We start from the raw sequence: 19,990 nt of genomic DNA, 5'->3' as shown, positions 1-19,990 counted from the left end.
TAAGCATGGTCGAAAGACAAAAAACTGCTAAACGAAAAACGAAGATATAACGAATAGGCATAAAAAAACGCCGCGATATTACGCGGCGTTTTTAAAAAGACTCTGTAATTTAGAAACTGTATTCGGCACCAAGGAAGACACCATTCGCCATAATAAAAGGCTTGCCTAACGTGCTATCTTCAATATTGGACTTAAACTCATCAGACTCAAGATCGATCACGCGGTACCCCCACGGAAAGTTACCGTTGAACTATTCAGTGGCATTCGATATTGCATACCTGCCATCAAGTCAGTGCTCTTGATACCGCTACTATCACCAAAGTTCATTTCACCGATGATGTCAAAATTTGTGTCTGGCACTGTCATTTCAGCGTAGCCATAGAATGCCCACAGCAATTTATTAAAATCTTTCGTTTGACCCGTTTCGACGTTCTTGTGCTTTGTATTACTCATATCGCTGAGCGTAATACCGGCATCAAAGTGCAGTAGGTCGTGTTCCATCACTTGGTAGTAGAGCGTTAGATCCAGCTTGTCAAACGCCATGAACTCGTTATCAACGCTGGCTGTTCTGATACGTGCATTCGGTACATACTTAATGTCGTGCTCGATCGCTGCATAAACACTTGGAGTGACTTCTTTATCACGGCGGATTTCATTCACTTCTGTGTCTACCCACCATGCTTCAGCACCCACTTTAGCAATCACAGAATCTTCTGCCATTGCTGCTGAACTTGCCATCGACATCGCAGCTGCAGTAACAACCGCCAGTGCTGATTTGTTCATCTAAATTTAGCTCCTGAGCTCATTGAGGTAAGAGGTGTTGGAGCGATAGTATCACATTCTGCAAAGCGGTTTATGTCAAATTCCTGCGCGGATTAACGGTGGTCATACACGTAGTTTTTGAAAAACCAAATACCCACAGCAATAACAATCAGCCACGGGATAAGTTTAATCACTGCCCCGACCATCCCGAGTAACACCATCACCATCAAAGCAAAACCCGCCGCAGCAAATACCGTGAACATAGTAAGCCCCGTCACCAGCAGCGTTGCAATAAAGACCAATACAAAGATGAGTTCAAACATATCTTTCTCCTTAGTTATCTTTCACATTGCAGAAAGTAAGCCAAGTTAAAGAAAAATACATAACCATTTGATTTTAATAAAATAAAAAAGAGACGCTTTATAAAGCGTCTCTTTTATTGATTATCTTAGTTGGTCAAATTCACCAACCAAATACTATTAGGTGGTGAAATTTACACATTCAGCTCTTTAGGAATTTTACTCAGCGCCGTCTCTACCACTTCGATACCAGAACCTGGCTTGTGAGCATTCTCACTGATGTAACGACGCCATTGACGCGCTCCCGGCATATTCTGGAACAAGCCCAGCATATGACGAGTAATATGACCGAGATACGCCCCTTTCTCCAGCTGGCTTTCAATGTAAGGGTACATCTCTTCCACAACTTGAGTACGCTTCTTAACAGGCTTATCCAATCCAAAAATCTGCTGATCAACTTCCGCCAGCATATATGGATTCTGGTAGGCTTCACGGCCAACCATAACACCATCTAGGTGCGTCAAATGCTCTTTGGTGTCCTCCAGTGTCTTAACGCCACCATTAATAGCAATATTTAGGTGCGCAAAATCTTTCTTCAGCTGATAGGCACGCGGGTAATCAAGAGGTGGGATTTCACGATTTTCCTTTGGGCTTAGCCCAGAAAGCCAAGCTTTGCGTGCGTGAATAGTAAATTGATCACAGCCCCCTTCTCGGAAACCATCGATACAAAGTCGGTCAGAAACTCATAAGAGTCTTGGTCATCAATACCGATACGAGTTTTCACCGTGACTGGCACATCCACCACATTACGCATTGCGGCAACACATTCCGCCACAAGTTGTGGCTCTGCCATCAGACACGCGCCAAAGCGACCGTTTTGTACACGATCAGACGGGCAACCAACGTTGAGGTTGATTTCATCGTAGCCACGCTCTTGTGCTAATTTCGCACACGTCGCCAAATCGTCAGGGTTTGAGCCACCTAATTGAAGTGCCACTGGGTGCTCTTGCTGGTTATACGCCAGAAAGTCACCTTTACCGTGAATAATCGCCCCCGTCGTCACCATCTCGGTATAGAGCAAAGTTTCGCTTGTCAGCAATCGATGGAAGTAACGACAGTGTCTGTCAGTCCAATCGAGCATGGGTGCAATGGAAAAGCGGTTAGCCGCGTATTTACTAGTATTGTCAGGTTTCATAAGGTGTTACTCGAAATCTATATACTGTATAAATATACAGCAATCTGCTAGAATTGCCCTTAGTTTACTCATTCAGTACGGATATAGTACGTATCAAGGAGTAGGACAAATGGCGTCATTCAGCATTAAAAAACGCACACTCAAAAGCGGAGAAACTCGCTTCACAGTGGACATCATCGTAAAAAATAATTCGGCGATTATACACAGAGAATCAAAAACATTCAGGAAAAAAGAACTCGCTCGAAGCTATGGATACAAACGCGTCCAGGAGCTTGAAGACCCAGCAACGTTCAGTCAAAAATCCGTACCAATATACGTACTGCTCGACCGATTTATGGAAGAGCCGGAATTATGGAATAGAACCGGACGCACTAAGCTGTTCGTGATTAATATGCGGCGAGATGGTGATATTTCGCGAACGAAACGTAAGTTTCAGATAAAAAAGAGCTGGCCCAAAAGTGAGTTGGAGGCCAGCACCGTTCCATGAAGCAAATGAAATGATTGACAAATTACCCATAGGGACTTTTATCGTAGATGAACCAGATATGAATTCAATTTCATATTTGAATTTTTATGCTTCTGTCGCAAGATTTTGCGTATCACACCTAGGTTTAGAGTAATTGTTCCACACACACTACTTCGGATGTGTGATCTGCAACAAGCCTAACTGTGCATAAAATTCACGCAAAAAAAAGCTGGCCCTTGGAGTTAGCTGCCAGCATAAGCATTTGAATTGAAAATGAAAGATACATGAATGTTACAGTTTCATATCATCCCGATTAAGGACAACAGCAACCATATGGCAAGCATAATATCAACTCAAGCACATATGGCGATATATTTGGCTCAGCCACAATGTTTTTGCCATTTTCACTACTTAGCACACAAATCACATACCGTTTAAATGATTGAAAACATTAGGTTAATATAAACAAACTTATCTATTAAAACTTTTAGAAATAAACATTTTCGAGCTGTATTCTAAACATTTTGTATGCCACACATCCTTCGATCCAAGCTTGGAAATAGCAAATGCGTCGACCATGGGACTTTCCAAACTGTTCTTGGTAAATCTGTACATGTATCACTGTTCCAGTTATTTGACTCGTCTGATTAGCTAATTAGCACTGCAACTATTTATAAATATTCACTATTCTATCTGTAGATAGCCTATTAAGAGCGCATGGTAGAAGGATTTACTCATATGGCCTCTGATACATTAGACAAACCAACCGTACTGGTGGTCGATGACATCCCAGACAATATCCATACTTTGTCTGGCATTCTTTCCGATGAATTCAAAATCAAAGCCGCCACCAGTGGCGCGAAAGCTCTCAAGATTGCCAACAGTTCTCCACGGCCCCATTTGATATTGCTCGATATAATGATGCCAGAAATGGACGGCTATGAAGTATGCTCGATCCTTAAGTCCAACCCACTTACATCCGATATCCCCATAATCTTTGTAACGGCTAAAGCAGAAGTAGTTGATGAACAGAAAGGCTTCGAGATGGGGGCCGTCGACTACATCACCAAACCTGTCAGCCCACCTATTGTTAAAGCTCGTGTGAAAACACATATTGCGCTTTACGATCAAAACTTGGCGTTATCGGTTCAAGTAAAGCAAAGAACCGAACAATTAGAGCGTAGTCGCCTCGAAATCATTCAACGCTTAGGCAGAGCTGCTGAGTACAAGGACAATGAGACAGGCATGCATGTTGTTCGCATGAGTCATTACTCGCGCATTCTTGCTGAGCAGCTGGATGTCAGTAAACGTTGGGTCGAACTTGTCTTCCAGGCTTCTCCCATGCACGACATCGGCAAAATTGGTATCCCCGACAACATTTTAGGCAAGCCCGGCAAGCTGGATGGTGATGAATGGACGGTGATGCAAAAACACGTCAATTTCGGCGCAGACATTATCGGAGAAAGTGACTCACTCCTGCTACAGATGGCAAAAGAGATTGCGCTTTATCACCATGAAAAATGGGACGGTAGTGGCTATCCTCATGGTACTCGAGGTGAAGCGATCCCTTTAAGTGCTCGCATAGTGGCGATTGCGGATGTGTTCGACGCCCTAACCAGTGAACGTCCTTACAAAAAAGCGTGGACAGTTAAAGATGCAGTGGCATTACTGGAAGAAGGTGCTGGCGCGCATTTTGACCCTAACCTAGTTCCTATATTCATCAGTCAACTAGATGAAATCCTCAAAATCAAAGAATCCTTCAAAGACGAATTTTAAGCGCTTCGGCTAAGGCAGAGAATGAATCAAGTACAGAACTATGCGCTCGACTCTAAGCGTATTCTAACCGGCTTTGTTATTGCTTCTGTGATGTTACTAATTGCTGGCAGTATAGGCTGGATGAGCCTTAACCAGCGCTTTAATACAGTCGATCAGTATGCAAGTAATGCTCAGCTATTATCGACCTTAGATAGCGTGAAGATGCTCGAGCAAAGCTACATTCGTCTGCCTCAGGATGAGATCTCAGATGACATTTACCGTCAGATAGATAAAGCTCAAACGCTATCAGACATCGTTATCGCCAACGGTATTGATGCACAGATTACCGACTTGCTTGCGGATTATCGTCAGGAATTTACCCAGTACATCACACTCAGTCAGAATGAAACCACGACTCGTGAACAAATGAGCTCCATTGCCGAGCAGGCTTCTAATACTATCGATGTGATTCAACAGCTGCATGAAGATTTCATTGAAAACGGCATGGTAAGTATCGAGGAGCTGAGGGAGCAAGTGGATGAAGATTCAGATAGTGCGATTCGTGCCCACTGGCTTGTTGGATTAATTGCAAACTCACAAAACCACCAGAAGTCATACGTACTTACTAAAGACCAACAGGAACTTAACCAAGCACAGTTTGAGCTGAAGAAAATAGATCAACTCATCACTTTACTCGATGGCAAACTAACCGAACAAGCCAGCATCAATAAACTGACTTTAGTCAACAATGCTAAAAACCGCTATCTCAGCGCCCTCGTTCAGTTAAGAAGCTGGTCTAATGTTGGTGAAAAGCTCCAGCAAAGTATTCTCAATCAAGTAAACCGTTCTGGTGACGAACTGGCTCGTTCAGCCACTGACTTAAGAAATCACCTTCAAGACATTCTCCGAGCATCGCAACAGGCCGTTTCAAGCTCTCAGATTGCCATTAGTGAGCGTCTTGCTGTCAGCTCTAATTTACTTGTTCTTCAATCTTCGATCAGTGAAGCACAACAACTCGATCGCGACTATTCACTGTCACTTTCACCAACACGCCAGAAAACGATTGCTGACCAAGTCAATGATTATCTGGAATATTCACTGCGCCTTCTCGATGGCCTATCAGCTCAAGTGCCGACCGATGAAGAAAAAATCAATGTCGACAAAATACACACACTGACCAACAGCTACTATACGTTGTTCAATCAATTAACTTCAGCACGCAGTATTACCTCACAGCAGATCGCCCAGTTAGAAACAACCTACGACCAACTACAATCTTTCATTCAACCCGTTTACCAAGAGCAGCTAAATACGGTGGAAAATTCCGGTGCTATTGCCAGCTATCTAGCGATTGGTGGCGGTATCTTTGTCGTGACTTTACTGCTGCTGGGTTTACTCGCCCATAAATCTCATACAGCACTGGAACGTTTTGCCGATAAGCTAGCGTTGGCAAGAGACGATGCCGATGCTGCAAACAAAGCCAAGTCAGACTTCTTAGCCAACATGAGCCACGAGATCCGCACACCGATGAATGCCATTATCGGCATGAGCTATCTTGCACTCAAAACGGAGCTTTCCAAGGCTCAACGTAACTACATTCAGAAAGTGAAGCTTTCCGCCGATTCCCTGCTCGGTTTAATCAACGATATCTTAGACTTCTCAAAGATCGAAGCGGGTAAACTGGATATCGAAAACGTAGACTTCCACCTAGAGAATGTTCTCGATAATGTTTCCAATCTCGTTGGTCTACGCGCGTCTGAACGTGGGCTGGAATTATTGATCCACATTGATCGCGACGTACCAACCGCACTTGTTGGCGATCCTCTACGTCTAGGTCAGATCTTAATTAACCTAGCCAACAATGCAGTGAAATTCACTGAACAAGGTGAGATCAAAGTCAGTATTGCTTTGGAGAAGAAAAACGGCAGCAACATCACTCTCAAATTCTCTGTAACAGATAGCGGTATTGGCATGACTCCAGAGCAGTGTAATAAACTGTTCAACAAGTTTACTCAGGCCGATAGTTCAACCACACGCAAATATGGCGGTACCGGGCTCGGGTTGGCGATCAGTAAAGAACTTTGTCAATTGATGAGCGGTGACATTGGTGTAACAAGCGAACAAGGTAAGGGATCGACGTTCACCTTCACCGTTCAATTAGGTGTCAGCCATGCATTGAAACAAGAACAATTGTTGATACCGAAAGAACTCGGTCAGCTGAAAATTCTGGTGGTCGATGACAACGCCAGCGCTAGACTGATTGTGGAAGATATTCTCGAATCCCTTCAGTTTGAAACCACCAGCGTCAACAATGTCGATAGCGCGCTTGATGAGTTAGAAGAAGCCATCACCAACAAGCAACCTTATGATTTAGTGATTTCTGACTGGCAGATGCCGGTCAAAGACGGTATCGATTTAGCAGAAATCATGTGGGACAGACTGGCTGAGCCTGAACAACCAAAACTCTTAATGCTGACAGCTTATGGCCGTGAAGAACTGACCGATGCCTTCGTCAATCGCCAGTTAACACCGCCATCAATCCTAGACAAGCCTGTCACCTCTTCACATCTGTTCGATGCAATAGTGACACTTTATGGCGTTGAAGGCAGTCGTGTAAGCCGCAGTGATGTTGAAGAGCAAACACAACTGGCCAATGCCCAACAGCTAGCTGGTGCAAAATTGCTACTAGTCGAAGACAATGAGATTAACCAAGAGCTGGCCACCGAGCTACTTGAAGGCCAACAAGTACACGTGACGATCGCTGAAAATGGTCAGGTAGCGATCGAACTGTATAAGAGCCATGACTTCGATGGCATTTTAATGGACTGTCAGATGCCAGTCATGGATGGCTATGAAGCCACAGAATTCATACGTCAAAAACTGGATGATAAACACATCCCAATCATCGCCATGACGGCTAACATCATGGAACGCGATAAAGAAAAAGCGAAGAAGGCGGGCATGAATGACATCATCGCCAAACCTATTGATGTCGGCGCCATGTTCAGTACTTTGGCAAAATGGATTACACCTAAACACCCACAACAACTGGTTACGGGAGCAGAACACTCTACTGGCCGAGTCCCCGTTATTACTGGTCTTGATATGACTTCAGGCCTAACCCGTGCGAGTGGCCATGCCGATTTGTACATCAAGCTCATTCTGCGCTTTGCCAGCACCTATGCAGATACCAACGCTGTAGAAGCCGCTGTCACCGACGAAGACAGTGCAACACGCAAACGCAATATTCACTCTCTCAAAGGGGTCGCTGGCAATATAGGAGCGACTTCGCTGCACGAGCTTTGCCAAGAGCTGGAGCACGACAGCACAAATCAAGACTTACGCCAAAGAATGCTTAAATCACTCACCGCACTGGTCGAGAATATCCACGCCAGCGAACTCCACAGTGAAAAGCCTGCGGTATCTGCTGCAAATGGTATTTTCAATCAGGATTTGTTTGATCAGCTCAAACAAGCCGTAGATGAAAACGACACTCAAGCACTGTCTATTATGGAAGATATTGCATCAAGCTCTTCGGTTGGGTTGTCTGAGTCTGACTTCGCCCAGCTAAATAATGCGTTGGAAGAGTTTGATTTTGACTTGGGGCAGGAGATTTTATCCAACAGAGCGCACAAAGTGAGTAATACCAATGCGCCGTAGCAGTATCGTTTTATTAACAGATAAGGTAACTTATAACACTCAAAGCAGCTCCAGTTGCCCTAACCACATCGAGAGTGGTTAACTCACTGACTGTATTATCAGAAAATGCCTCTTGATAAACGAAATCCATCGAGAAATGGTATATTATTATTAAAGTCCAATGGTTATGGTGAAAAATTTGGACCACAAGCTACTAAAGCAAATTGAAGAAATGTGTGCATCGCGAGGAGTTAGACTTACTCCTCAAAGAAAAAGGGTTTTTGAGCTGATTTGTTCCAGTCCTAAATCGTCAAGTGCATACGAGTTACTGGAAGAGCTGAAGCAGAGTGAACCTCAGGCGAAACCACCGACCGTGTATCGCGCACTCGACTTTCTCTTGGAGCAAGGATTTATACATCGTGTTGAATCCACTAACAGTTTTATTCAGTGCAGCTCTTGCAATGCTCATAAGCACTACTCACATTTACTGATTTGCGACAAGTGCAGCAATGTTATTGAACTTCAAGATGATAGTTTGGTAGCCTTGCTAAAGGATAATGCTGAAAAACATGGCTTTACGATCACAAACCACGTGATTGAATCTCATGGAATTTGTCAGTCATGTTCAAGTGAACAGACGGAATAAGAATAGAAGAAGATTATGCGCGCTGAATTTGTAAACCCGTTTTTAGCTTCTCTGATGAACGTTCTAAAAACGATGGCTTCTCTGGAATTGAAGCCACAGAAACCTCGAGTAAAAAAAGATGAGATTGCTCGTGGTGATGTTTCAGGTTTAATTGGGATGGTAGGTCAGCAGACACGCGGTTCTATGTCTATCACATTCGATGAAAATCTGGCTCTGGAAATCATGCAGAACATGTTAGGCGAACGCCCTAACGGTTTAAATGACGAAATTACCGACATGGTTGGTGAGATCACTAATATGGTCGCTGGCGGTGCAAAACGCATCCTTTCTGAAAGCGGCTTCGATTTTGATATGGCAACACCCATCGTCGTATCGGGCAAAGGCCACACTATCCGACACAAATGTGAAGGCGCGATCATCATCATGCCGTTCACATCTCAATGGGGTAATGCGTTTATCGAAATTTGTTTCGAGTAACACACCTTACAGATAAATAAAAAGCTTCCCTTGGGAAGCTTTTTATTTATGCGATGATGTTTCTTTGTTTCAGTACAGCTAGACAATCCTCCACCAGCGCATCAATGGACTTCTCACCCGAAAGCAAGTTAATCTCAGGGCTCAGTGGCTTCTCATATGTCGAGTCAATCCCAGTGAAATTAGTGATCTCTCCCGAGCGAGCTTTTTGTACAGCCCTTTAGGATCGCGTTGTTCACATACTTCCAATGAGGTATTGACAAAGACTTCAAGAAACTCCCCTTCTGGCAGTAAATCCCTTACCAGTTGACGCTCTGCACGATGCGGTGAAATAAAAGCCGACAAAACAATTAAACCAGCATCAGCCATCAGTTTAGCCAACTCACCAATACGGCGAATATTCTCACGACGATCTTGCTCGGAGAAGCCCAGATCACTGCACAAACCATGACGCACATTGTCACCATCCAGCAGGTAGGTGTGATAACCCAGTTCTGCAAGCTTGTTTTCCAACGCGCCGGCAACCGTCGACTTCCCTGCCCCAGATAAACCGGTAAACCAAAGCACAACGGGTTTTTGTTGTTTTAACTCTGCTCTGAAAGCCTTATCAATATTATGCTGATGCCAAACGATGTTTTCTTCTTTGGTCGGCGCTTCCGTGGTCATAATTCTGTCCTTAAAACGGGAAAAATTGAGGAATCAAAGTCAATACCAACACCGAGTAAACGATGGAAACGGGGATGCCGACTCTGATGTAATCTGCAAGCTTATAGTTACCTACGCTGTATACAAGTAAGTTGGTCTGGTAACCATAAGGTGAAATAAAACTGGCGCTGGCACCAAATAGCACCGCCATGATGAATGGCATAGGATCGACGCCATACCCAATAGCCATACTGTAGCCCAGTGGAAACGCAAGCGCAGCAGCAGCATTATTGGTCACTAGTTCAGTCAGTATTAGCGTAAATAGATAAGTCGCGACCAAAGCCCCAAACGCTCCCCAGCCATTAAATGTCTGCATAAACATCTCGCCCAATGTGGCAGATAAGCCAGAAGACATCATCAATTGTGCAATGGTTAGGGCAGAGCCCACAATGACGATGATATCGACAGGGAAACGACGCCTAAGCTCTCCCATCTGAATCACACCGAAAAAAATAGCGGCTAGGAGAAAAATCGATAGACCTTTAATCAATGGCAAAACATTCAGTAACGCGGCGCCAATCACTCCTACAAATCCAAGTAAAACCAAACTTGATTTATTGGCATCAAGACGAGCACTCGAATCCAAGTCATTGACCAAAACAAACTCTTTACGGTGCGTCTTACGTTCCTGCTCAAAACGCTTGCCTGGCACCAAGACTAAGGTGTCCCCCGCGTTGAGTTCTATGTTGCCCAACCCACCCTGCAACCTTTCATGGCCGCGACGAATTGCGACCACCACTGCATCAAAGCGATCACGAAAATGAATGGATTTGAGGGTATTATTGCAGAAGCTAGCCGAAGAGCTCACTACCACTTCAACAAAACTCTGACCGTTAAGGTGATGTTGACCGAACAGTGTCAGCCCTTGAATTTCCTGAAGTGTTGCAACGCTTTCAATATCACCACAGAACAATAAGCGATCTTTAGACTGTAAAACAAAATCCGGTTCCACCGATGGCATGGTTTTACCACCACGTACCACTTCAGCTAGAAACAGTTTTCTCAATGCACGCAGGTTGTTCTCACTGATGCTTTTCCCCACTAAAGGCGAGCCTGGCTCTACAATCGCTTCAAGAAAATAGGGCAACTCTTCCTGCTGATGCTCTTCATAACTAGGAAGTAAATAGCTGAGCGGGATCAAGACCAATAGTCCACCTACCAGTACGGACAACCCGATCATAGTCGGAGTAAAAAAGCCAAGGCTCGGCAGTCCAGCATCTTCTACAAAGCTATTGATGATCAAGTTGGTAGAAGTACCGATCAAAGTCAATGTGCCACCAAGGATCGCAGTGTAAGAGAGTGGAATAAGTAGCTTAGAGGGTGCATGAGCTTGATTCCGCTTGATAGCACCGATAAGAGAGACAACCACAGCAGTATTATTAGTGAACGACGACAGAAGCGCCGTCGACAAACCCAGTTTGGCCACGACTGTACCAAGCTTACCTGTCGACAATGAACGACTGACCCAACTGATCAATCTGGTTTTTTCCAACGCGCTAGAGGCAAGGATCAACAAAACCAGCGTTAACAAAGACGAATTGGTAAAGTTAGTGGCAACATCGCCAATCTCAATCATCCCAGCAAGAAAAGCAATAAACGCTCCTCCTGCAAATATGAAACTTGGCTTAATTCGTGTTGTAATCAGGCATGCAATAATACCCAACAACACAGCCAGCACGAATCCTTGCTGCCACATCATGCTTTACCTGCTCCGCTCGGTTAGATTTTCGCATCCCACTCAGGGAAATGTTTAAGAATCAGCGCTTTTAGCTCAGTTTCAAAAGCCCCCATGCGCTCTTGAGGAGAACGTTGACGTTCAGCCAGAGCATCACGTACCAACCCCGCACCTACCGTCACGTTGGTCAAGCGATCGATGATGATAAAGCCACCGGTATCCTGCACAGCATCGTAATTGTCGATGGCTACTGACTCATTCAATGTCCACTCACACAAACCAATACCGTTCAGAGGTAGCTCTTCTGCCTTGCGCATAGACAAGTTGTTGATGTCGTACTGGTGGCGAATGGCTTCAACACGACCCACAGTCTTCTTGCCCGCAATCTTCACATCATAATCGCGGCCGGCCTGCAATGGCTGCTCTGTCATCCACACCACATTAGCAAGCAGTCGGTTACTTGACTCAACCTGAGCATTCTCAAGTACGATCAAATCACCACGGCTAATATCGATCTCATCTTCTAATGTTAGTGTCACCGCTAGGCCCGCTTGAGCTTGCTCGATATCGCCATCAAAAGTCACAATGCGAGCCACTTGCGAACTCTTACCTGAAGGCAAAGCTTTGATGCGGTCACCCACTTTGACATTTCCTGAGGCAATCGTGCCGGCAAATCCACGGAAGTCGAGGTTTGGACGATTCACATATTGAACAGGGAAACGGAAATCACCTTCTTCTTTGACCTGATCCACATCGACGTTTTCTAGAAGTTCAAGTAGCGATGGTCCTTCAAACCAGCTAAGTTTCTCGCTCGCTTCTACCACGTTGTCGCCCTCAAGAGCAGACAGCGGAATGATCTGAATATCCGTTTCACCCTGAAGGTTTTCTGCAAACGATAGATATTCGTCACGGATCTCTTCAAAGCGTTGCTGTGAGTACTCAACCAGATCCATTTTGTTTACTGCTACCACGAAATGCTTAAGGCCCAGCAGGTTTGAGATGAAAGAGTGACGGCGAGTTTGATCCAGCACGCCTTTGCGTGCATCAATCAAGATCACTGCGAGATCACAGGTCGATGCCCCTGTCGCCATATTGCGCGTATACTGCTCGTGCCCTGGAGTATCAGCAATGATGAACTTACGTTTCTGAGTTGAGAAGTAACGGTAAGCCACATCAATAGTGATCCCTTGTTCTCGCTCTGCCTGAAGTCCATCAACAAGCAGCGCAAGGTCTGGGCGCGATCCAGTGGTACCAACGCGTTGGCTATCGTTATGAACGGCTGCTAATTGATCTTCATAAATTTGCTTAGAGTCATGCAGTAAGCGACCGATCAAAGTACTTTTACCATCATCTACTGAACCGCAAGTGAGGAATCTAAGTAGTGATTTGTATTGGTGTTGTTTTAGGTATCCTTCAATACCAAGCTCTTCAAGCTGAGCTTCAACTGCGCTATTCATCTTCTTTATCCTCAATCCTTAGAAGTAACCTTGGCGTTTCTTAAGTTCCATCGATCCTGACTGATCATGGTCGATCGCTCTACCTTGTCGTTCACTGGACGTCGCCACCAACATCTCTTCAATAATGCCTGTGAGCGTATTGGCTTCAGACTCAATCGCACCAGTCAGTGGGTAACAACCAAGTGTTCTGAAACGAACGCTTTTCTCTTCGATTTTTTCACCTGGCTGAAGCTCCATACGATCATCATCCACCATGATCAGCATGCCATCGCGCTCAACAACTGGGCGCTTATCGGCTAGGTAAAGTGGCACAATCTCAATGTTCTCTAGGTAGATGTATTGCCAGATATCTAGCTCAGTCCAGTTTGAAAGTGGGAAGACACGAATGCTCTCCCCTTTGTTGATTTGGCCATTGTAAGTACGCCATAACTCGGGGCGTTGATTCTTTGGATCCCATGTATGGTTCTTGTCACGGAAAGAGTAAACTCGCTCTTTCGCACGAGATTTCTCTTCATCACGGCGTGCACCACCAAAAGCCGCATCAAAACCATACTTGTCCAAAGCTTGTTTGAGGCCCTGAGTTTTCATGATGTCAGTATGCTTAGAAGAACCATGGGTAAAAGGGCTACATCCCATCGCAAGGCCTTCTGGGTTCTTGTGAACCAAAAGCTCAAAACCGTATTTTTCTGCGGTTTTATCGCGGAATGTGATCATCTCCTTGAACTTCCAGTCGGTATCAACATGAAGTAAAGGGAACGGTATCTTACCTGGGTAAAAAGCCTTACGAGCGAGATGCAGCATGACTGAGGAGTCTTTGCCGATAGAGTACATCATCACTGGATTATCAAACTCCGCGGCAACTTCGCGGATAATGTGAATACTTTCCGCTTCAAGCTGCTTGAGATGGGTTAAACGTTCTTGGTCCATGTTAGTGCTTCCTTTGCGGCTCACTGAGAGCATCTGACAAATTCAAAATAAATAGGTATTACGCGAATTGGCGCTGTTGTAATGGTTCTTGCTGTGTGCCAAACCATGTTAATTTTTCTGACAAAGACACCACTTCCCCAATCACAATCAGTGACGGTGACTCAGCATCTTTAGCAAGGGTCGCCAGTTGTGATAGCTGACCTTTAAAAACCTTCTGACAGGATTGTGTTCCGCGTTCGATGATCGCAATTGGAGTCTCTGGGGAACGGCCATGTTCAATCAACTGACCTTGAATGTATTCCGACTTCATTAGCCCCATGTAAATCACCAAAGTCTGGTTGCCACGAGCGAGCGTTGACCAGTCCATTTGGTCACTTTCAGCTTTAAGGTGACCTGTAATAAACATCGCTGTTTGCGCATAATCGCGGTGTGTCAGTGGTATACCTGCATAGGCGGTTGCACCAGCAGCGGCCGTAATACCAGGCACAACATGAAATGAAACGCCTGCATCTGCCAAAACTTCCAGCTCTTCGCCACCACGACCAAAGATAAATGGATCACCACCTTTAATACGTACAACACGATGTCCTCTTTGAGCAAAGTCCACCAGTAGCTGATTGGTTTTGTCTTGGGGAACACTATGATGACCCGCTCGCTTGCCGACACAAACCAAGATCGTATCGCTTGGTACCAGTGCCATGATTTCATCGGAGACTAAATAGTCGTAAAGTACGACATCCGCCTGCTGTAAAAACCGAAGCGCTTTGATGGTCAGCAATTCAAAATCACCAGGACCAGCACCAATTAGAGCCACTTCGCCAGAGTTCAATACACTCTTACCAATACTCACGGTAGCAGAAGGCTGCGCTTGCGCGGCTCGTGGGTTGTGAAGTGGGAACTGAGAAATTGTATCCTTACTCGCCATCATGTTGTTCCTTTCCTGTCGTTGAAAGCATTATGGCGCTCTAGTTATATTACCTGAAATTCTAAAATTTCATTTTTTATACCTTTTCATGATAAGGGCGAAATACGATGTAAATAACCGTTGAACTTAGATGAGATCTGCTAAGCAGAACGGCATAAAGTAATCGCCCTGTGTCACACTTTGCTACTGAGTGAAATATTCGTTGCACAACGTTTTGTTACATTATGCAGCGTCTCACAATAACGCTATCGGAGCTTAAAAATGAAAGTCGCAGTGAACCCCCTTTCGATTGCTGTACTTGGTGGCATGCTAACTATGGCAGGCCCTACTATGGCTGAAACGATCAAGTTACGTATCGTAGAAACCACGGATATTCACACTAACGTCATGGACTACGACTACTACAAAGATAAACCGACCCAGAAGATAGGACTGACTCGTACAGCCACACTAGTGAAGCAAGCTCAGGCTGAAGTAGAAAACAGTGTACTGGTTGATAACGGTGACCTCATCCAAGGCAGTCCTATGGGTGACTACATGGCAGAGAAAGGCATCAAGCCAGGTGAAGTACACCCTGTATACAAAGCCATGAACCAACTTAACTACGATGTGGGTAACATCGGTAACCACGAGTTCAACTATGGCCTAGAGTTCTTGGCTGAAACTATCAACGATGCTGACTTCCCATACATTAGCGCTAACGTGTTCGACAAGAAAACCGGCGAACACTACTTCAAGCCATACATTATTAAGTCGCACACATTTAAAGATATTGATGGTAAAGAACACCAAATCAAAGTCGGCTACATCGGCTTCGTTCCACCACAAATCATGGTATGGGATAAGAAAAACCTTGAAGGTAAGGTCTTTGCTAAAGACATCAAAGAGACAGCAGAACAGCTTGTCCCTCAGATGAAAAAAGAAGGCGCTGATGTCATCGTTGCCATTCCGCACTCTGGCGTAGCATCTGACCCTTACAAAGTAGGTGCAGAAAACTCAACCTACTACTTATCAGAAGTCAAAGGCATTGATGCCATCGCCTTTGGTCATTCACATGCGGTCTTCCCGGGTAAAGGTTTTGACAACATCCAAGGCGTCGATAACCAAAAAGGTACCATTAACGGCGTCGCTTCGGTTATGCCTGGACGTTGGGGTAGCCACGTCGGTGTTATCGACCTAGAATTGAAACAACAAGATGGCAAGTGGTCAGTTGTGAAAGGTGAGGCAGAAACCCGTCCTATCTACGATAAAATGGCTAAGAAGTCTCTTGCCAAAGCCGATCCTGACATGGTTAAAGCGCTAGAAACAGACCATAAAGGTACGCGCGATTTCGTTAACCAGCCAATCGGTAAAGCAAACGACGTGATGTACAGCTTCCTAGCTCTTGTACAGGACGATCCAACCGTACAAATCGTTAACCTTGCACAGAAAGATTACGTTGAACGCTTTATTCAAGGCGACCCTGATCTGTCAGATATTCCAGTCCTTTCTGCAGCCGCTCCATTCAAAGCTGGTGGTCGTAAGAACGATCCCGCAAACTTTACTGAAGTCGAATCTGGTCAGTTGACGTTCCGTAATGCAGCAGACCTTTACCTTTACCCGAACACGCTTGTCGCAATGAAGGTCAAGGGTAAAGAAGTGAAAGAATGGCTGGAGTGTACTGCTGGCCAATTCCAACAGATTGATGTTAACAGCACTGCGCCACAGCAGCTGATCGACTGGGATGGCTTCCGTACTTATAACTTCGATGTCATTGACGGTGTTGAATACCAAATTGATGTCACTCAGCCAGCCAAATATGATGGTGACTGTAAGCAGATCAATGAAGGGGCTGAACGTATTGTTGGTTTGACTTACCAAGGTAAGCCAATCGATATGGAACAAGATTTCCTGATCGCTACCAATAATTACCGTGCCTACAGCAACAAGTTCCCAGGTACTGGCAGCGAATTTGTAGCGTTTGATTCTCCAGACGAAAACCGTTCTGTTATTGCGTCTTACATCAGTCGAGTAAGTAAAGAGAAAGGCGAAGTAACACCAAGCGCAGACAACAACTGGACATTCGCGCCAATTAAGTCTGAAAACAAACTGGACATCCGTTTTGAAACCTCACCAAGTGAGAAAGCTGCGGCCTTCATTGAGAAGAAAGGCCAATACCCGATGAAACATGTCGCAACAGACGATGTGGGCTTCGCGGTTTATCAGATAGATCTGCAAAAGTAAGCGTATGATATCGCTTTCAAGCCGCGATTTTTATCGCGGTTTTTTTTCATCAGAAGTTAGCGAATCGCACTTGATCGGTTAGAATTCTAAGCATGTTTTAGTTGATGATACAAAGTTCATGCAGCCCACCGAACGCTTTATGGAACAGCTCCAAGCCACAGGCTTCAACCACGATGAGATAGACCAATTACTTGATTCTTCCCAACTTATTGAGCTCCCAACTCGACATATATTGCTTCATCAAGGCCAGCTAGCTGACGAGATCTTTTTCCTCATCGAAGGGATCTGCCATTCAGCCTATCTCACTGATAAAGGTAAAGAATTCAGCAAGGAATTTTACTGGGAACACGACTGGATCATCGGCTTTGAAAGTTTAATCAAGCAGCAACCGTCACCCTACCTGCTCGAATCTCTGACCTCTTGCGTCCTCTTCTCGCTTCCAGTCGAAACGCTTCGTCAATGGCGCAGTCAAAAACATAGCGTGTATCTCAAGCTGCTAGAAACTCAGTTAATGTACAAAGAGAACAAAGAACGCTTTATGTTGTTATATACTCCAGAAGAACGTTATGAACTCTTCTGCAAGCACTATCCGCACTTACCCGAAAGACTGACTGACTATCAGATAGCCGCGTATCTAGGTATTACATCGATTAGCCTGAGCCGAATTAAAAAGCGAATGCAAAGTTAACATTTGTTAATGCTGCCTGATTTCATCACTGTTAACTTAGCTCTATATAACAACGAAACCGAGTAACGCTATGATCACCTGGCAACTTTTACCTTTTGACCAATTGTCTGTCCATCAGCTCTACCAGCTCCTCAAACTACGTGTTGATGTATTTGTCGTCGAACAAACCTGCCCCTACCCTGAGTTGGATGGCAAGGATAGCTTAGAAAACGTTTACCATTTAATGGGTTACAAAGACGACGAACTGGTTGCTTGTGCGCGACTTCTGCCACGAAACGCTAGCTACCCTTCGGTCAGCATTGGTCGAGTGGCTACCGAGAAAGCTCACCGCGGTGACGGGTTAGGCCATCAATTGCTCGAACAAGCTCTGTTGGAATGCGATAAGCTCTGGCCGGGACAAGATATTGAGATTGGTGCTCAGGAGCATCTGGAAACCTACTATAATCGCCATGGTTTTCAGCGTACCTCAGAGATGTACCTAGAGGACAACATTCCGCACATCGACATGAAATTTAGTCGTTAACTGTGGGTAGGCTTTCTCCTCAAGCCATCGCGCTGTGGCTACTCATTGCAGGTAATCTAGCGGCATCACTATCAGATGTGATGGTCAAATTACTCGACGGCAATGTGAGCCCGTTTCAGTACATTTTTATTCGTCAGTTAATCTCAGTGGCGGTGATCTACCCTTTATGGAGAAAAGAAGCACGAACAAAACGCCAGCTACATTCACCCAATCTCAACATCTTTCGCGCTCATCTCGTTTTAATTGGTAGTGGCTGCATGGTGGTAGCCATCACTCATATGACATTAGCCAGTGCAAATGCCGTATTCTACGCTGCCCCTTTATTGATGCTGCCCATTTCAATGTTGATGATAGGAGAAAAACCTTCTCGTTCCAAAGTGATCGGCACATTATTGGGTTTTGTTGGCGTACTGATTGTACTCAGACCTTCGCAATTTCATTGGGCCGCTCTTTTTGCTCTCGGTACTGCAATTACTCTGGCGTTGTTTAATGTCTCAGCGCGTAAGCTACCCGCTCAACAATCGATGATCAGTACTTTATTTTGGACCTCGCTACTCTCCCTTCCTGTTGCAGGCATTCTAGCCGCTTGGTCTTGGCAAGCAATCAGCGCCTCCCAATTGGGATTCATCGCCGCCGGTGCACTGCTGATTCTTATTTATAATGGGCTGGCGGTTTTAGCTTATCGGAAAGCGCCAGCTGGAGAGATAGGCTTAGCGGAGTATTCTGGATTAGTGTTTGTCACTCTGTTTGGAGTTTGGTGGTTTAATGAAATTCCTGATTGGATTACCGCCCTTGGTATCACGCTAATTATCGCTCCTTTATTACCCATAAGACGACGATTTCGACGGCATGTCGTGAGCAGTTAACTACTTACTGCGTCCAAATCCACCATCTGATAAACGGAAGAACATCACTGACGTTGAACGTTTTTCAAGCTGGAGAATATCTAACCTACCATCATCCGCGAGCTTAAAACGTACAAGCTGACCAGCTTTGATGTGGCTGAGTGGCTTATCGTTACCTTCAACGCGTACCAAGGCGTTTAAGTCAGCCATCGCTAAATCGTTATGACGAAACACTTGAGCCAGTGTGTCACCTTTTTTGACTGTGTATTCTTGCCATACTTCAGACTTCAAGTTTTCTTGTTCTTGGGAAGGCTGCTCGCTCAAACCTGTTGTATTTATGTCAACTTGCACGCGCTGCTGAACTGTTGGCTCTGCTTGTTGCTGAACACTTGTAGACTCCGCGCTAGGGAAGATAATTAAAAGAAAAACAACAGGGACTAGGACCATAAGAGCACGTCGGTGGAGTATAGGTAAGCGAAACCAAGCGCGCTTTGCTTGATCAACGAGCCTTTTCCAATCCACCTGTGAGATTTTTTGCTGCATTATCTCAGCATAATCTACCTGTTTGGCTTTCTTCTTTCTACGATTCACTATGCTAGGTCTCCCAAAATCCATGGCTACAAGTATAAAAACGAAGCGCACTCTAGTATAGGAGTTTTCAATGTGTTAAGTGATGTTCAGGTCAAATTTGCCAACCTCAGCTTAAAAGTAAGACGTAAATCTCACATTGTGATACTTGTTGTTGCATCCAAGCACGACCATTTCATCCCAACACTAATACTGGTA

Annotated in this window: 14 protein-coding genes and 4 pseudogenes; 9 read left to right on the top strand and 9 right to left on the bottom strand. The window is 45.0% G+C overall.

The genetic code is table 11. The features are described 5' to 3' along the window. Positions 1 to 109: 109 nt before the first annotated feature. The 3 genes and pseudogenes from KW548_03695 to dusA all read right to left on the bottom strand — a co-directional run bounded on the left by KW548_03695 (position 110) and on the right by dusA (position 2,256). A pseudogene (locus KW548_03695) lies at positions 110 to 783 on the bottom strand (TIGR04219 family outer membrane beta-barrel protein). A 92-nt stretch (positions 784 to 875) separates the two neighbouring features. Then, the gene (gene pspG / locus KW548_03690; protein ID QXX07177.1) at positions 876 to 1,085 is read right to left on the bottom strand and encodes an envelope stress response protein PspG; all 210 of its coding nucleotides are present in this window, start codon (positions 1,083 to 1,085) and stop codon (positions 876 to 878) included. 170 nt (positions 1,086 to 1,255) lie between these two features. Next, a pseudogene (gene dusA, locus KW548_03685) lies at positions 1,256 to 2,256 on the bottom strand (tRNA dihydrouridine(20/20a) synthase DusA). A gap of 109 nt (positions 2,257 to 2,365) precedes the next feature. Here dusA and KW548_03680 point away from each other — a divergent pair. The 5 genes and pseudogenes from KW548_03680 to KW548_03660 all read left to right on the top strand — a co-directional run bounded on the left by KW548_03680 (position 2,366) and on the right by KW548_03660 (position 9,239). Further along, positions 2,366 to 2,671 (top strand): annotated as a pseudogene (locus tag KW548_03680) (site-specific integrase). A gap of 789 nt (positions 2,672 to 3,460) precedes the next feature. After that, positions 3,461 to 4,498, top strand: coding sequence for a two-component system response regulator (locus KW548_03675; protein ID QXX07176.1), 1,038 nt, complete (start codon positions 3,461 to 3,463; stop codon positions 4,496 to 4,498). Between the two features lie 21 nt (positions 4,499 to 4,519). Next, complete coding sequence (locus tag KW548_03670; protein QXX07175.1) at positions 4,520 to 8,137, top strand: response regulator; 3,618 nt, start codon at positions 4,520 to 4,522, stop codon at positions 8,135 to 8,137. Between the two features lie 166 nt (positions 8,138 to 8,303). After that, positions 8,304 to 8,762 carry a zinc uptake transcriptional repressor Zur gene (gene zur / locus KW548_03665; protein ID QXX07174.1) on the top strand — a complete coding sequence of 153 codons (459 nt, stop codon included), beginning with the start codon at positions 8,304 to 8,306 and terminating at the stop codon, positions 8,760 to 8,762. A 15-nt stretch (positions 8,763 to 8,777) separates the two neighbouring features. Beyond that, the gene (locus KW548_03660; protein ID QXX07173.1) at positions 8,778 to 9,239 is read left to right on the top strand and encodes a chemotaxis protein CheX; all 462 of its coding nucleotides are present in this window, start codon (positions 8,778 to 8,780) and stop codon (positions 9,237 to 9,239) included. A gap of 46 nt (positions 9,240 to 9,285) precedes the next feature. Here KW548_03660 and cysC read toward each other — a convergent pair. From cysC to cobA, 5 genes and pseudogenes are all read right to left on the bottom strand, one after another. Then, a pseudogene (gene cysC, locus KW548_03655) lies at positions 9,286 to 9,902 on the bottom strand (adenylyl-sulfate kinase). Positions 9,903 to 9,912: 10 nt separating this feature from the next. Beyond that, positions 9,913 to 11,637 carry an SLC13 family permease gene (locus KW548_03650; protein ID QXX07969.1) on the bottom strand — a complete coding sequence of 575 codons (1,725 nt, stop codon included), beginning with the start codon at positions 11,635 to 11,637 and terminating at the stop codon, positions 9,913 to 9,915. Between the two features lie 23 nt (positions 11,638 to 11,660). After that, positions 11,661 to 13,073, bottom strand: coding sequence for a sulfate adenylyltransferase subunit CysN (gene cysN, locus KW548_03645; protein QXX07172.1), 1,413 nt, complete (start codon positions 13,071 to 13,073; stop codon positions 11,661 to 11,663). An 18-nt stretch (positions 13,074 to 13,091) separates the two neighbouring features. Continuing rightward, positions 13,092 to 14,033: a sulfate adenylyltransferase subunit CysD gene (gene cysD / locus KW548_03640; GenBank protein ID QXX07171.1), complete on the bottom strand. Its 942-nt coding sequence runs from the start codon at positions 14,031 to 14,033 to the stop codon at positions 13,092 to 13,094. 25 nt (positions 14,034 to 14,058) lie between these two features. Continuing rightward, complete coding sequence (cobA, locus tag KW548_03635) at positions 14,059 to 14,925, bottom strand: uroporphyrinogen-III C-methyltransferase (protein QXX07968.1); 867 nt, start codon at positions 14,923 to 14,925, stop codon at positions 14,059 to 14,061. Between the two features lie 261 nt (positions 14,926 to 15,186). Between cobA and cpdB the strand changes: the two genes are divergently transcribed. The 4 genes from cpdB (at position 15,187) to KW548_03615 (ending at position 19,225) form a co-directional block, all read left to right on the top strand. Then, positions 15,187 to 17,148: a 2',3'-cyclic-nucleotide 2'-phosphodiesterase gene (gene cpdB, locus KW548_03630; protein ID QXX07170.1), complete on the top strand. Its 1,962-nt coding sequence runs from the start codon at positions 15,187 to 15,189 to the stop codon at positions 17,146 to 17,148. A 139-nt stretch (positions 17,149 to 17,287) separates the two neighbouring features. After that, entirely contained in the window at positions 17,288 to 17,836 is a 549-nt protein-coding gene (locus tag KW548_03625) for a Crp/Fnr family transcriptional regulator (GenBank protein QXX07967.1), read from the top strand. Positions 17,837 to 17,906: 70 nt separating this feature from the next. After that, complete coding sequence (locus KW548_03620; protein QXX07169.1) at positions 17,907 to 18,359, top strand: GNAT family N-acetyltransferase; 453 nt, start codon at positions 17,907 to 17,909, stop codon at positions 18,357 to 18,359. 2 nt (positions 18,360 to 18,361) lie between these two features. After that, complete coding sequence (locus KW548_03615; GenBank protein QXX07168.1) at positions 18,362 to 19,225, top strand: DMT family transporter; 864 nt, start codon at positions 18,362 to 18,364, stop codon at positions 19,223 to 19,225. On the opposite strand, the gene KW548_03610 is transcribed toward KW548_03615, so the two are convergent. Then, positions 19,226 to 19,795: a lysine transporter LysM gene (locus tag KW548_03610; GenBank protein ID QXX07167.1), complete on the bottom strand. Its 570-nt coding sequence runs from the start codon at positions 19,793 to 19,795 to the stop codon at positions 19,226 to 19,228. Positions 19,796 to 19,990 lie beyond the last annotated feature (195 nt).

Origin of the sequence: Vibrio neptunius, from assembly GCA_019339365.1 — a bacterium.
GTDB lineage: Bacteria > Pseudomonadota > Gammaproteobacteria > Enterobacterales > Vibrionaceae > Vibrio > Vibrio neptunius.
The sequence above is the reverse complement of the archived record's forward strand: the minus strand, read 5'-3'. Positions and strand labels throughout refer to the sequence as shown.